12 protein-coding genes are annotated in these 14,216 nt (G+C 70.1%); 10 read left to right on the forward strand and 2 right to left on the reverse strand.

Features of this window, described 5'->3' with window-relative positions:
* Positions 1-8: 8 nt before the first annotated feature.
* The 5 genes from kdpA (at position 9) to ACFYQA_RS36600 (ending at position 8,788) form a co-directional block, all read left to right on the forward strand.
* Positions 9-1,673, forward strand: coding sequence for a potassium-transporting ATPase subunit KdpA (gene kdpA / locus ACFYQA_RS36580; protein WP_388927511.1), 1,665 nt, complete (start codon positions 9-11; stop codon positions 1,671-1,673).
* Positions 1,673-3,802, forward strand: coding sequence for a potassium-transporting ATPase subunit KdpB (gene kdpB / locus ACFYQA_RS36585; protein WP_388927514.1), 2,130 nt, complete (start codon positions 1,673-1,675; stop codon positions 3,800-3,802). Before kdpA ends, kdpB begins: the two co-directional genes overlap by 1 nt.
* A 35-nt stretch (positions 3,803-3,837) precedes the next feature.
* The gene (gene kdpC, locus ACFYQA_RS36590) at positions 3,838-4,467 is read left to right on the forward strand and encodes a potassium-transporting ATPase subunit KdpC (RefSeq protein WP_388927517.1); all 630 of its coding nucleotides are present in this window, start codon (positions 3,838-3,840) and stop codon (positions 4,465-4,467) included.
* 890 nt (positions 4,468-5,357) lie between these two features.
* Positions 5,358-7,082 (forward strand): serine/threonine-protein kinase, encoded by a 1,725-nt coding sequence (locus ACFYQA_RS36595; protein WP_388927520.1) that lies wholly within the window; start codon positions 5,358-5,360, stop codon positions 7,080-7,082.
* Positions 7,083-7,606: 524 nt separating this feature from the next.
* Positions 7,607-8,788, forward strand: coding sequence for a serine/threonine-protein kinase (locus ACFYQA_RS36600; RefSeq protein WP_388927547.1), 1,182 nt, complete (start codon positions 7,607-7,609; stop codon positions 8,786-8,788).
* Positions 8,789-9,030: 242 nt separating this feature from the next.
* Here ACFYQA_RS36600 and ACFYQA_RS36605 read toward each other — a convergent pair whose 3' ends face one another.
* Positions 9,031-9,597, reverse strand: a complete 567-nt coding sequence (locus ACFYQA_RS36605) for a TetR/AcrR family transcriptional regulator (protein WP_388927523.1) — start codon at positions 9,595-9,597, stop codon at positions 9,031-9,033.
* On the reverse strand, positions 9,594-9,956 hold the full coding sequence (locus ACFYQA_RS36610) for a DUF1304 domain-containing protein (protein WP_388927526.1): 363 nt from the start codon (positions 9,954-9,956) through the stop codon (positions 9,594-9,596). Before ACFYQA_RS36610 ends, ACFYQA_RS36605 begins: the two co-directional genes overlap by 4 nt.
* A 290-nt stretch (positions 9,957-10,246) precedes the next feature.
* On the opposite strand from ACFYQA_RS36610, the gene ACFYQA_RS36615 reads away from it, so the two are divergent.
* From ACFYQA_RS36615 to ACFYQA_RS36635, 5 genes are all read left to right on the forward strand, one after another.
* The gene (locus tag ACFYQA_RS36615; protein WP_388927529.1) at positions 10,247-10,978 is read left to right on the forward strand and encodes a hypothetical protein; all 732 of its coding nucleotides are present in this window, start codon (positions 10,247-10,249) and stop codon (positions 10,976-10,978) included.
* Positions 10,979-11,570: 592 nt separating this feature from the next.
* Positions 11,571-12,407, forward strand: a complete 837-nt coding sequence (locus ACFYQA_RS36620) for an ABC transporter ATP-binding protein (protein WP_388927532.1) — start codon at positions 11,571-11,573, stop codon at positions 12,405-12,407.
* 3 nt (positions 12,408-12,410) lie between these two features.
* A complete protein-coding gene (locus tag ACFYQA_RS36625; RefSeq protein WP_388927535.1) occupies positions 12,411-12,755 on the forward strand; it encodes a hypothetical protein in 345 nt (114 codons plus the stop codon).
* Positions 12,756-12,855: 100 nt separating this feature from the next.
* A complete protein-coding gene (locus ACFYQA_RS36630; RefSeq protein WP_388927538.1) occupies positions 12,856-13,536 on the forward strand; it encodes a helix-turn-helix domain-containing protein in 681 nt (226 codons plus the stop codon).
* Positions 13,472-14,143 carry an RNA-guided endonuclease InsQ/TnpB family protein gene (locus ACFYQA_RS36635; RefSeq protein WP_388927541.1) on the forward strand — a complete coding sequence of 224 codons (672 nt, stop codon included), beginning with the start codon at positions 13,472-13,474 and terminating at the stop codon, positions 14,141-14,143. The genes ACFYQA_RS36630 and ACFYQA_RS36635 overlap by 65 nt, the downstream gene beginning before the upstream one ends.
* Positions 14,144-14,216 lie beyond the last annotated feature (73 nt).

Genomic DNA, 14,216 nt, shown 5'->3' on the forward strand with positions numbered 1-14,216 from the left:
CAGCCCCGATGAACGACACCCTCGCGGGCTGGCTCCAGGTACTCGCCCTGGTGGCCGCGCTAGGTCTTTCGTATCGGCCACTGGGTGATTACATGGCCCGGGTCCTGACCACCGATCGCCATGGGCGGGCTGAACGCCTGGTCTACCGGGCAGGTGGAGTGAACGCCGGCATCGATCAGACGTGGCCGGCCTATCTGCGCAGCCTCCTGGCCTTCTCCGCGGTGTCGGTACTGTTCCTGTACGCGTTCCTGCGTCTGCAGAACCATCTCCCGCTGTCGCTGGGGATGAAGCCGGTCACCACGGACCAGTCCTTCAACACTGCGGCATCCTTCGTCACCAACACCAACTGGCAGTCGTACTCCGGCGAGTCGACCATGGGACATCTGGTCCAGATGGCGGGCCTCGCCGTACAGAACTTCGTCTCCGCTGCCGTGGGCATCGCCGTCGTCGCCGCACTGATCCGCGGATTCACCAGGAAGAAGACCGATCGAGTCGGGAACTTCTGGGTGGACCTGACACGGATCGTGCTGCGCGTTCTGCTGCCCTGTGCGTTCGTCTTGGCGATCGTTCTGGTGGCCTCCGGGGTCGTTCAGAATTTCCACGGAATCCACGACATCACCACCATCGCGGGCGGGCACCAGCGCCTGCCCGGCGGGCCGGTCGCCTCCCAGGAGGCCATCAAACAACTGGGAACCAACGGCGGTGGTTTCTACAACGCGAACTCCGCCCACCCCTTCGAGAACCCCAACGCCTTGACCAATCTGATCCAGATCTACCTCATGCTGGTCATCGCGTTCTCGCTGCCGCGGACTTTCGGGACGATGGTCGGCGACAACCGCCAGGGCTACGCGATCGTCGCCGTGATGGCGTTGATCTGGGGTGCCTCGGCCGCCATCGTGACCGCCAACGAGCTGCACAGCGTCAGCAGCGCGGTCGGTCACGCGGCCGGCGCCATGATGGAGGGCAAGGAGACGCGGTTCGGGATCTGGGCCTCGGCGCTGTTCGCCGTGTCCACCACCCTCACGTCGTGCGGAGCGGTCAACTCCTTCCACGACTCGTACACGCCCGGCGGCGGCGGAATGCTGATCTTCAACATGATGCTGGGGGAGATCGCGCCCGGCGGCACCGGCTCCGGGCTCTACGGGATCCTGATCCTCGCGCTCATCACGGTCTTCGTCGCCGGCCTGATGGTCGGCCGTACGCCCGAGTACCTGGGCAAGAAGCTCCGGGGCCGGGAGATGAAGTTCGCTTCGCTCTACATCCTGACCACACCGGCGCTCGTGCTGGCCGGTGCCGGCCTGGCGATGGCGTTCCCGGGTGAGAGAGCGGCCATGCTCAACTCCGGGCCACACGGCTTCTCCGAGGTCCTGTACGCCTTCGCGTCGGCCGCGAACAACAACGGCTCGGCGTTCGCGGGGCTGAGCGTGAACACCGTCTGGTACAACACCGCGCTCGGCGTGGTGATGCTCGTCGGCCGGTTCCTGCCGATGGTGTTCGTCCTGGCGCTCGCCGGCTCGCTCGCCGGGCAGCAGCACGTTCCGGTCACCGCGGGCACCCTGCCCACGCACCGGCCGCAGTTCGTCGGGCTGTTGACCGGGGTCGTCCTCATCGTCGTCGGCCTGACGTACTTCCCCGCCCTCGCGCTCGGTCCTCTCGCGGAGGCTCTGCACTGATGTCCACGACCGCCGCTCCCGCTCCCGTCCCGCCGCGCGGCGGGCGTCCGCAGCAACGGGTCTCGGGCGGACTGCTCGATCCCAAGCAGCTTCTGGTGGCGTTTCCCGATGCGCTGCGCAAGCTGGATCCGCGCTCGATGTTCCACAACCCCGTGATGTTCGTGGTGGAGGTCGGGGCGGTCCTGACCACGCTGTCGGCCATCAGGACGCCCAGTGTCTTCGCCTGGGTGATCACGGCGTGGCTCTGGCTGACGTCCGTCTTCGCCAATCTCGCCGAAGCCGTGGCCGAGGGACGCGGCAAGGCCCAGGCGGAGACTCTGCGCCGCACCAAGACGATGGCGACGGCCCGCCGTCTCATCGGCTGGAGGCCGGGCGCGACCGGCACCGCGGAGGAGGAGGCCCCGGGCGTCGCCCTCCACGTGGGCGATCACGTCGTCGTCGAGGCCGGGCAGACCATCCCCGGCGACGGGGATGTGGTCGAGGGCATCGCGAGCGTCGACGAGTCGGCCATCACGGGCGAGTCGGCGCCGGTGATCCGCGAGTCGGGCGGCGACCGGTCGGCCGTCACGGGCGGCACGAAGGTGCTCTCGGACCGGATCGTCGTGAAGATCACCTCAAAGCCGGGGGAGACCTTCATCGACCGGATGATCGCACTCGTGGAAGGCGCCGCGCGGCAGAAGACGCCGAACGAGATCGCACTCAACATCCTGCTGGCCTCCCTCACGATCGTCTTCCTGATCGCGGTGGTGACCCTGCAGCCCTTCGCCCTCTTCGCGGGGGCCGAGCAGACCATCGTCATCCTCGTCGCCCTCGTCGTGGCCTTGATCCCCACGACGATCGGAGCGTTGCTGTCGGCGATCGGAATCGCGGGCATGGACCGGCTGGTGCAGCGCAACGTGCTGGCGATGTCCGGACGCGCGGTGGAGGCCGCGGGCGACGTCAACACCCTCCTGCTCGACAAGACGGGCACCATCACCCTCGGCAACCGCCAGGCCGCCGAGTTCCTGCCCGCGGACGGGGTGGGCGTCGAGGAACTCGCGGACGCCTCCCAACTGTCGTCGATCGCCGACGAGACGCCCGAGGGCCGCTCGATCGTCGTCCTCGCCAAGCAGCAGCACGCGCTACGCGGCCGTGGCGAAGGAGAACTGGCCCAGGCACAGTTCGTCCCCTTCACCGCGCAGAGCCGGATGAGCGGTGTCGACCTCAACGACCCCCACGAGAGCCGGTCCCTGCGCAAGGGGGCGGCAACGGCGGTGATGCGCTGGGTCCGTGACCACGGCGGCCACCCCATGGCAGAGGTCGGCTCCATCGTCGACGGCATCTCCGCGAGCGGCGGCACCCCGCTGGTCGTCGGCGAGGTGACCCGGCGCGGCGGCCCGCCCGTCGCCCGCGTGCTGGGCGTCATCCACCTCAAGGACGTCGTCAAGGAAGGCATGCGCGAACGCTTCCACGAACTGCGCCGGATGGGCATCCGCACCATCATGATCACCGGCGACAACCCGCTCACCGCCCGCGCCATCGCCCAGGAGGCAGGCGTGGACGACTTCCTGGCCGAGGCCACCCCCGAGGACAAGATGGCCCTGATCCGGCGCGAACAGCAGAGCGGCAAACTGGTCGCGATGACCGGCGACGGCACGAACGACGCCCCGGCGCTCGCCCAGGCAGATGTCGGCGTGGCCATGAACACCGGTACCTCGGCCGCCAAGGAGGCCGGGAACATGGTGGACCTGGACTCCAACCCGACCAAGCTCATCGAGATCGTCGAGATCGGCAAGCAACTGCTGATCACCCGTGGCGCGCTCACCACCTTCTCGATCGCCAACGACGTCGCGAAGTACTTCGCGATCATCCCGGCGATGTTCGCGAGCGTCTACCCCGGCCTGGACAAGCTCAACATCATGCGCCTGCACAGCCCGACCTCGGCGATCACCTCCGCGATCGTCTTCAACGCGCTGATCATCATCGCCCTGATCCCGCTCGCTCTGCGCGGCGTGCGCTACCGGCCCTCCTCCGCCGCGAACCTGCTCAGCCGCAACATCTGGATGTACGGGCTCGGCGGCCTGGTGCTGCCGTTCCTGGGCATCAAGCTGCTCGACCTCTTCATCCAGTTCATCCCCGGCCTGCGCTGACAGACAGCCCGACGAGAGAAGTAAGGGATCTCACCGTGCGCGCCATCCTCCCGCCCGTACTCCAGCACCATCTGGTGGCCCTGCGCATGCTGCTGGCGTGCACTGTGATCACCGGCGTCGCCTACCCGCTGCTCGTCACCGTCGTCGCCCAGGCCGGCCTGTCCCACCAGGCCAACGGCTCCCTGCTGACAACGAACGGCACGTCGGTGGCCTCGAGCCTGATCGGCCAGAACTTCGCCCTGCCCACGAAGAATCCCCACGGCGCCCAGGAGCCGCTGCGCCCCGACCCCAAGTGGTTCCAGCCCCGCCCGTCCGCGGGTGGCTACGACCCCCTGAACTCCGGCGCCTCCAACCTGGGCCCGAACAACCCCGCCCTGATCAAGACCATCAAGAGCCGCCGAGCCGCCGTCGCCGCCTTCGACGGGGTTCCGTCCTCGTCCGTCCCCGCGGACGCCGTCACCGCCAGCGGCTCCGGGCTCGACCCGGCGATCTCCCCGGCGTACGCCTACGAACAGGCCGGCCGCATCGCGAGAGCCCGCCATGTCGACCCCGCCAAGGTCAGGGCGCTGATCGCACAACACGTCCAGGGACGCGTACTGGGTTTCCTGGGGCAGAAACGCGTCAACGTCATCGAACTCAACCACGACCTGGCCAGACTGACGTGACCGGAATGTGCGTCTGCCGACGCGACGGCGGCCGAAACGGGCACGAGGACGTGGAGCCACGGCTGTTCTTGCGTGGATCGCAGCGCTGGGCAGCGTGTTCGCCATCCTTGTGGGGGCCCATGGCTTGCGCCAGGCTCGGGGAGCGAGAGCCAGGGGCGTCTTCATCGTGCCGCTCTCGGTGACCGTGACCGTGACCGTGCTCGCCGTCGCGACTGCGCGGCAGTGAGAGACCCGTGCCGAGTTCTCGGTAGCGCCTCGTGCGGGCGGAGTGATCCGAGGCCGCGGCTGGGCGTCGGCAGTGCAGGTACATCGGCCGCCGGGGACACGGGCTCGGCCGACGGGCCCGCGCCGTCGAGCGAGGGCGCGACCGGCCGTGTCGAGTGCCGCCCCGACCTGGCCGGCCAGGGTCACCGCGACCAGACGTGCGGCCGGCGGGGGTGCCGACCCGGGCGCGGGTTGGAGCAGGAACCGGCCGTAGAAGCGTCCGTCGCCCGGGTGGGCGCGGAGCTGACCTCCAGGGTCGGCAGGACCCTGATGCGGTCACCTTGCTGCAGCACGAGCCGGCGTTTGCGGAGACCGGGGTACTTGGCGTCCTTCCGCGCGATCTCGTCGCACCCTTCGGGAAGGGAGGGGAGGACGACCCACCCCATGGACTCCAGCGGTCACCAACACTCGGTAGAGGTTGGCGCCCGCGAAATAGGATATGAACGGTCGTCAAGAGCCATGGAATTATGGGTTATTGGGGGTGGCGGGCGAGTAGGGTGTCGGTGATGTTGACATCGCCTCTCTTTCTGTCCGGAACTGGTGTGGGTCTGTCCGTTTGCGGCGCCGTGGATGCCGTGACGGACGTCAAGGGCTGGGCGTAGGAGCGAAGGGGACGTGAGAGGCCGGTGCTGTCCGGTATTCCTGATCGGCAGGCGGACCAGGACTCCGGGCGCCTGATCGCCGGCCGTTACCTGCTGCACGACATCCTCGGCAGGGGCGGTATGGGCACCGTCTGGCGGGCCCACGACCAGCTGTTGGATCGTCAGGTCGCCGCCAAGGAACTGCACATCGCCACCGACGGCGATGAGGACCACCGGGTGCGGATGCGCCGTGCGGTTCGTGAGGCGCGCGCTGTCGCCCGGGTGCCGCACCCCCATGTGGTCGGGGTGCACGATCTGGTCGAGTACGAGGGCCGGCTCTGGATCGTCATGGAGCTGGTGCAGGGCCCCTCACTCGCCGACCGCGTGGCCCGGTCCGGGCCCCTCACCCCGCAGCGCACCGCCACCCTTGGCCTCCAACTGCTCAGCGCACTCAGAGCCGTTCATGACGCCGGGACCCTGCACCGCGACGTCAAACCGGCCAACGTCCTGCTTCGCCCGGACGGCGGCGCCGTGCTCACCGACTTCGGCATCGCCGCCCTGGACGACGGCGAATTCCTCACCTCCACCGGTCAACTCGTCGGTTCCATCGAGTACATGGCGCCGGAGCGGGCGCTGGCGCAGGAGTCCGGACCGGAGTCCGACCTGTGGTCGCTGGGCGCGACCCTGGTCACGGTCTGCGGCGGGCAGTCCCCCTTCCGCCGGCCCGCCTACCCGGCGACCTTCCACGCGGTCGTGTACGACGAGGCCGTGCTCCCGGAGCGGCTCGGTCCGCTCCGCCCCGTCGTCGAGGCCCTGCTGCGCAAGGGGCCGGGCGAGCGTCCCACCGCCGCGGACGTGGCGGTCGCGCTGCAGCGGGTCGCGGCGGGGGAGACGGACATCGACCCGCTGCCCGCGGCCGACCCCCGCGCATACCAGCCGGCGACGAGCACGGCGACGAGCACCGTGAGCGCGGCCGGGTCCATGGGTGGCTCCGTGAACGAAGCGGTCACCGTCACCAGCCTTCACCGGCAGCCCGTCCGGGCGGGGGACACACTCGTCGTGCCCGCGGGCGGAATCGGGGGCGGGTTCGGGGGCACCGCGGTCCACCCCGCGATGTCGGTGCCCGCGCGCCCGCCGAGGCGCAGGAAGTGGCCGGCTCCGGTGATCGCCGTGGTCGCCGTGCTCGCCGTGGGGGTGGGCGGTGGGCTGTTCCTCGTGGGCGCGCCGCCGTTCCAGGGCAAGGACCAGGGGCAGGAGGAGCAGGCGAACGACCAGGGGCAGGAGAAGGCGAAGGACCAGGGGCAGGGACAGGAGAAGGCGAACGACCGGGAGCAAGGGCAGGAGAAGGGCACGGAACTGCCCGTGGTGACCTCCGTCGTGCAGGCCGTGGGGGCCGACGTGGGCTGGCAGCCGGTGGAGAAGGCGGTGGTTCGGGAGGGCGACAGCGTCACCGTGAGGTCCCAGGAGGGCGAGTGGTCGGTCGACCGTGAACAGATGCCCATGACCGGGCCCGCCGGCTACGACGCGGAGAACGACCGACTGCTGGAGTTCGCGGAGCACTGCAAGGTCGCCCCGGAGGCACCGTTCGGCACCCTGCTGATGCGTCTGGCCGGTAAGGATGCCGCGCCGGTCCTCGCCGTCGGGGACGCCGCTACCTTCCAGGCGGCCGGCGACGGAGTGGTGGAACTGCGCATCAACGACGACGAAGGCTGCCTCTACGACAACGAGGGCGAGCTGACCGTGTTCGTGGAGGTCACCCACACCCCGTGACGGGCGGGGTCCCTCCGGCTGCTCCCGCTCGTCAGCCCCGTGCCCTGGGACAGGTCACCCGAAGGGAGTGCTGGTCATAGCGCGGCCCGAACGACGAGGAACGCCTCGAACGGCGCTCGTCAACGGCTCCCCGGTCGGGTCGCGGCGGTGGAATCCGGTGCCGAGCCACCTGCGTACCGGGACGGCCATGGGCGCGCGGCCCCGTGGCCGGGTGGTCCCGCGTGCCGCGACCTCACGACAGCACGTTCGAAGAGCTCTCGGAATACCGCCGCTTCCAGCCCCGGTGACCGGTTGAAGCCCTCCGTGTTCGTCCGGCCACAGAACGTAGAGTGCGGGGCGGCAGTGTGGCCGGGGGAGGACCGTGACGAGAGTGTGGGGATACGAGAGCGCCGATGAAGCCGTTGGACACCAATGCGGACCCGCGTGTGGTGGGGCCGTTCGAACTGCTCGCCCGGCTCGGCGCGGGCGGCATGGGCGTCGCCTATCTGGCGCGCGAGATCCCGCTGGACGGTCTCTCCGACGAGATGGTCGCGGCCTACCGGTTGACCGAACCCGAACCCGAACCCGAACCCGACCGTGACCGTGAACGTGACGAGGATGGGGACCAGGCGGCCGACCTGTCGCGGCTCGTCGTGGTGAAGATGATCCAGCCGAACCTGCTGGACCAGTCGCAGGCCCGCGAGCGGTTCGCGCGGGAGATCGACGCCGTCCGCGCGGTGGTCAGCGACCGGGTTCCGGCGCTGCGCGCGGCGGACCCGGAGGCCGGAGAACCGTGGTTCGCCATGGACTACATCGCCGGACCGTCGCTGCACACCATGGTGAACGAGTCCGGCCCCCTTCCCGTCGGGCCGTGCGCGGCGCTCGGTCTGGCCCTCGTGGACGCGCTGGCCGCCATTCACGGTACGAGGCTGCTGCACCGCGACCTCAAACCGAGCAACGTCGTGCTCGGCCCGGACGGGCCGATGGTGCTGGACTTCGGCCTGTCGGTCGTGGCCGAGCGCCAGTCCAGTCAGGCGCTCACACGGACCGGCGACCGCCTGGGCACGCGCCCCTACATGCCCGTCGAGCAACTGCGGGACACCAAACACGTCGAGGCGCCCGCCGACGTCTACGCCCTCGGCGCCACCCTCTTCTTCGCGCTGACGGGCCGGGCGCCGTATCCCTACATGCCGTTGATGGTCCCCCCGATGTGGGAAGACGTCGACCCGGCCTTTCTGCCGCTGCTGGGCCGGGTGATCGTCGCCGAACCGCTCCGGCGTCCGGATCTCGGCGGTGTGCGGGAGAGCCTGTCCGCCCTGCTCACCGACGCGGGTCTGACCCCGCGACAGGCGGCGGCGCAGCTCCGGGAGCGGGTCGCCGCCGCCGGCCTGACGCCGGTACTGCCCTCGGAAGCGCTCGTCGGCCGCGCCGACCCTGTCGTACGGGAGCTTGCGCAGAAGGCGGTCGACGAGGGCGAGGCACCGGACGCGCCCTGGGCGGAGGGCGACCCGGGCTTCTACGGCATCGTGACCGCGGAGGAGATCGAGTGGGCCGGAGGGTGGGCGGACAGCCACAGCGGCCACCCGCTCACGTTCCTGGAGGACGGCACGGCACCGACCATCCCGCTGCCTGCCTCCGGGCACCGGTCGGACGCCGGACCCGCCGTCGGCCACCCCTTCCTGCCCCCGCGGACCGGAAAGGCCCCGACGGTCCCGGTGAACCGGTGAACCCGGCAGAGCCGGCGGCGGACACCGCCCCGGGTCTCTCACCGGCCGCACCGGCCCCGACGACCGCACCGGCCCCGACGACCGCACCGGCCCCGCCGGCGGCGCACGGTGTCGACAGGTGGCTCCCTCAGACGGGTCGCACGGGCGATGTGTGCGCGGGAACGCCCGCGGGCGGCGTCCGGGGCGACTCGCCGATGGCGGGTGAACACCGCGAAGGGAAGGATGTCGGGGCAGACGGCCGGTCAGGGCAGGGGGGTGCGGTGCAGGTTGATGAGCAGACGCCAGACCCGCTGCGCGATCTCGGTGGGTGTGGCCTCGATGAGGCCGTGCAGCCAGTCGGCGAGAACTCCGGCGAAGGTCGCGGCCACGGCCGAGGCGACCAGGTCCGGCTCCGGCGCACCGGCCAGGGCGCGCTCGGTGTGGCTACGGGCGCGCAGCTCCTGGTGGAGCACATGGCCGAGAGGGCCGCTGCCGCCCGGGAGCAGCAGTTCCCGGTAGAGCCCGGCGTGCGGGGCGAGACGGTCGAAGAAGGCGAACAGGGCGGGCGGAGGGGCCTCGGGGCCGGGTGTGCCGCGCCATGCGTGCAGGGCGTCCACGGCCTCGCGGACGATATCGGCGCACACGTCGATGGCGAGCGCCTCCAGGTCGGCGTAGTGGAGGTAGAAGGTGGCGCGGCCGACTCCCGCCCGGCGCACCAGGGCGGCAACGCTGACCTCCGCCAACGGGCGGTGGGCGCACTCCTCGAGCAGCGCCCGGCCCAGCTTGGCCCGCGTCCGTGCCGTGCGGGGATCCGCTTGCCCGGCGGTCATCGGGCGAGCAGAACGGCGGTGAGCGCCAGGGCCCCGGGCGCTGCCTGGGCCGTGAGGATCCGCCGGTTGGTGGTGAGTCCGCCGTACAGCCCGGCGATGAGCACGCAGCTGAGGAAGAAGACCTGGACCCGGAACCCGGTCGGATCATCTGCGATCAGCGCCCAGATCAGCCCGGCGGCCAGGAACCCGTTGTAGAGGCCCTGGTTCGCGGCGAGCGGGGCAGTGGCGCGGGCCATGGCCGCATCGAAGCCGGAGAGCTTGCGGCCCGGCTTCCTCTCCCACAGGAACATCTCCAGAACCAGGAAATATGCATGCAGCGAGGCCACCAGCCCCACCAGTACGTTCGCAGTCGTTTCCACCGGGTATCCCCACCCTCAGGCATCATGGACAGATGTCCACCATACATGGACACCTGTTCATGATGTCCGAGTGGGACGACAGCCGCCGCCGCGTCCGCGTCCGCGTCCGCTGCATCGTGTCCACCGCAAGAAGGAAATGCGGGTCGCCTGCAACCCACCCACGGCTGTCCAGTGATGTTCCGGCCTCGCTCGTCCATCGTGTGCATCCTCCGGCAACGACCCGACCAGCGATAATTCATATGACGGATCAAGGGAGTTGGGATAGGTTCCTCCTGTTCGAAGGGGGACCAGTGACCAAGCTGAACCAGATCATCGCTGTCGAAAAGGGCGTCAAGAGCAAGGCGGTTCAGGACGTCAACGGGGCGCACCAGAAGGTGCAGAAGCCGGCGCTGCTCGCCGGGATCTCGCGTACGTACCAGCCGAAGGACGAGGAGGGCGAGCAGTTGCCGCCCGAGTCCACGCGGGTGCAGGTGCAGGGCGAGGACGTGCTGCGCGAGATGGCGGCCTCGCTGACCCGGCTGTTCGACGTGACGGCGACCAAGGACTGGGCGAACTGTACGGCCCGCGCGGACGTCGCCGTCGAGGGGCGGACCATTCTCGCCGACGTCCCGGTCAGCTACCTGCTCTTCCTGGAGAAGCAGCTCACCGAACTGCACGCCTTCGTCCGGAAGCTGCCGACCCTCGACGCCGCCGAGTCCTGGTCCCACGACCCGTCCACGGACTGGTGGAAGACGGACCCGGTCCGCACGATCCGCACGAAGAAGGTCCCCCGCAACCACGTCAAGGCCGAGGCGACCGAGAAGCACCCGGCGCAGGTCGAGGTGTACTACGAGGACGTGCCCATCGGGTACTGGACGACCGTGAAGTTCTCCGGCACGCTTCCCGCGCGGCGGGTGAACGAGCTGGTGGAGCGGGTCGAGAAGCTCCAGCAGGCGGTCAAGTTCGCCCGCGAGGAGGCCAATGCCACCGAGGTCACCGACCAGCGGGCCGGCGACGCGGTGTTCGGTTACCTGTTCGGCTGACGCCGGGCCGGTAGCCCCATGATCGCCCCCGCGTGCGAGCGCGGGGGTGCGCGACAGCGCGGGCCGGACTTGAGGACCGGTTCGCGCGACGAGCGCAAGCTGAAACTGACGTTCAGCCTGAAGGAACGGCTTTCCGCACGTGAAGGCCGTATCAATCTCAGACTCTCGCTCCAGTCTCAGCATCGCCGCCGATCGCCGGAACGACCGGGGAAGGACGATTGCCGTCGGATGCGAGTTCAATTCTCGCCTGCACCTCTTCCTGGTGCGGTAGTTCAAAGGCAGAACACGACGGCTTGATGACTGATCCTTCCTCTTAAACGCGCCGGCGCGCGCAATGAGGTGGCATCCCCAGGGGCCCGGGAGCTGGATACGACTCCCGGGCTCCGTCACGTCCGGAAACGACGGCAATGCCGCGTGAGATCGACGTCACCGGTGCGTGTGCGCCTCTGGTGCGAGGGGAAGTTCGGTGTCCCGCCCGGTGGTAGTGCCTGCACCACCCCGGATCGGGTCACTGGCGGGATGGGTCGGCGCGGGCCGGGGTTCTAGCGTCGTGGTGTTCCCGCTTCGCGTCCCGCCCGGAAGGCGTTTCACCATGTCAGTGACCTCGGCCGACGTCGCCGTCAGCCTCGAACACGTACGGAAGACGTACGGCGGTGAGCAGCCGGTGGTGGCGTTGGACGACGTGGACGTCCGCTTCGCACGGGGCACGGCGACCGCGGTGATGGGGCCGTCGGGCTCCGGGAAGAGCACGCTGCTGCACTGCGCGGCGGGCCTGGACCGGCCCGACGCGGGGACGGTCCGGATCGGGTCCACCGATCTGGCGTCGATGTCGGAGAAGCGGCTGACCGAACTGCGCCGCAGCCGGGTCGGCTTCGTGTTCCAGGCGTTCAACCTCGTCGGCGCCCTGAACGTGGAGCAGAACATCCTGCTGCCCTCGCGGCTGTCCCGGCAGCGGCCGGACCCGGCCTGGGTCGCCGAGGTCGTCGGCCGGGTCGGACTGGGCGACCGGCTGAGGCACCGGCCCGCGCAGTTGTCCGGCGGCCAGCAGCAACGGGTCGCGATCGCGCGGGCGCTGGTCACCCACCCCGAGGTGATCTTCTGCGACGAGCCCACCGGCGCCCTCGACACCCGCACCGCGGCCGAAGTCCTGTCGCTGCTGCGGTCGGTGGTCGACCAGGCCGGACAGACCGTCGTCATGGTGACCCACGACCCGGTCGCCGCGTCCTACGCGGACCGGGTCGTGGTCCTCGCCGACGGGCGGATCGTGCAGGACATGCCGCAGCCCGGTGCCGAGCGGATCGCCGAGCACCTCGCGCACCTCGGCATCCGGCAGCCCGTCGCACAGCCCGCCACACCGTTCGCCCCGCATCCCGCCGCTCAGTCCTTCGCGCAGGCCCCCATGCAGCCCGCCGTGCGCAGGGAGGGCTGAACCGTGCTCACTCTGGCCGCGCAGATGCTGCGCCACCGCAAGGGCAGTTTCGTGGGGACGTTCGTCGCCCTCGCCGCCGGCGTCGCCGTCCTCATGGCGTGCGTGCTGCTCGTGGAGTCCGGCCGGCGCTACCACGGCGAGTCGCAGCGGTACGCGAAGACGGTCGCCGTCGTCGCGGACCGGGACCTGACCCTGTCCACCTTTCTTGCCGGGCAGGGTGCCCGGTCCTTCGGGGCCGGGGTGAATGCGCGTTCCCGCGGAGCGGGGCAGGAGGAGTCGCATCGCCTGTGGGGTGATGCGGCGTCCCGGGAGAGGGCGGTGGCGGGTTTGGTCATGGCAGGGGTGTGATGGTGCGTGGTGGGGAGTGGTGGCGGGGTTCGGTCGCTCGTTCGGGTGAGCAGGGCCGGATACGCAGAGGGGAGCGAGGGGCGGGGCTAGGTTGGGCGGCATGTCACGTTTCCGGATGTACCCGACGGCCGCGCAGGCGGAGAGGATGCTGCTGCACTGCGCGCACGCCCGGTACGTGTGGAATCTGGCCGTCGAGCAGCACGCGCACTGGCAGCCGGGGCGCAGGTCTGCTCCCGGGTTCGCCGAGCAGTGCCGTCAGCTCACCGAGGCCCGGCGGGAGAGCGACTGGCTGCGTGCCGGGAACGCGGATGTGCAGCAGCAGGCCCTGAAGGACTTCGCCAGGGCCAAGAACGCCCGGTTCGTTTCCGGGTTCGGCGAGCCGGCCTGGCGCAGGAAACACCGGCATGAGGGTTTCCGGGTGATCGGCACCGACCGGGTCCCGGAGTCCCATCCGGACGGTTCGCCGAGGCTGAACTCCCGGGGCAGGCAGGTGATGGGCCGCTCGGTGGTGGTGCGGAGGCTGAACCGGAGGTGGGCGCGGGTGCAGGTGCCCGGCTGCGGCTGGGTGCGCTTCCGCCTGACCCGCGCCGGGCTGCCCGCCGCGAAGACGTTCCGGGTCACCTTCCGCAACCAGCAGTGGCACATCGCCTTCGCCGTGATCCCCGATCCCGTTGAGGCGCCCGGAACGGACACGATCGTCGGTATCGACCGGGGGGGTGAAGATCACCGCCGCCCTGTCCGACGGGCAAAAGCTGAACTGCCCGCGGCTCACCACCCGTGAGCGGGCCCGGGTCCGCAAGCACCAGCGCCGGGCGGCCCGCGCCCCGAAAGGCAGCGAAGCCAAGGCCGCTGAGCACGCCAAGGTGGCCAGGATCAAGGCCCGCGAGGCGGACCGGCGCAAGGACTGGTGCGAGAAGACCTCGACCATGCTCGCCCGCACCTACCGCCTGATCCGGTTCGAGAAGCTGAACATCACGACCATGACCCGCTCGGCGAAGGGAACCCTCGCACAGCCCGGTACACGGGTGCGGCAGAAGGCCGGGCTGAACCGGGCGATCCTCGCCCAGGGCTGGGGCCTGCTGCGCCGCCGGACCGGGGAGAAGGCGCCGGGCCGGGTGGAGGACGTGCCCGCCCCCTTTACGTCGTTGCGGTGCAGTGCCTGTGGATGGATCGCGAAGGACTCGCGCAAGAGCCAAGCCGAGTTCGTCTGTGTCTCCTGCGGGTTCAGCTGCAACGCGGATGAGAACGCAGCGGTCAACGTCGCGGCAGGACAGGGCGGGATTCCTCGCCCCCGGCGTGCAGCCGGTGCCGGAGGGGTGACGGCGGCCACCGGCCGCTCGAGCGCCCGTGAACCTCGACCCACCCGGGTTGGAATCCCCCTCTTTTAAGACTCCGTTGGGAAATCCGCGAACTGGCTGTTGTGAGGGTGATTCAGGCTGTGAGTTCGAGGCGGGCAAGGTG

The organism is Streptomyces sp. NPDC005774, from assembly GCF_042871645.1.
In the GTDB taxonomy this organism is placed as follows: Bacteria; Actinomycetota; Actinomycetes; order Streptomycetales; family Streptomycetaceae; genus Streptomyces; species Streptomyces pratens.

Bases quoted from the DNA above. Each gene is read 5' to 3' on its own strand.
- kdpA (WP_388927511.1), top strand. From the start codon at position 9: ATGAACGACACCCTCGCGGGCTGGCTCCAGGTACTCGCCCTGGTGGCC.
- kdpB (WP_388927514.1), top strand. From the start codon at position 1,673: ATGTCCACGACCGCCGCTCCCGCTCCCGTCCCGCCGCGCGGCGGGCGT.
- ACFYQA_RS36600 (WP_388927547.1), top strand. From the start codon at position 7,607: ATGGTCGCGGCCTACCGGTTGACCGAACCCGAACCCGAACCCGAACCC.
- ACFYQA_RS36605 (WP_388927523.1), bottom strand. From the start codon at position 9,597: ATGACCGCCGGGCAAGCGGATCCCCGCACGGCACGGACGCGGGCCAAG.
- ACFYQA_RS36620 (WP_388927532.1), top strand. From the start codon at position 11,571: ATGTCAGTGACCTCGGCCGACGTCGCCGTCAGCCTCGAACACGTACGG.
- ACFYQA_RS36630 (WP_388927538.1), top strand. From the start codon at position 12,856: ATGTCACGTTTCCGGATGTACCCGACGGCCGCGCAGGCGGAGAGGATG.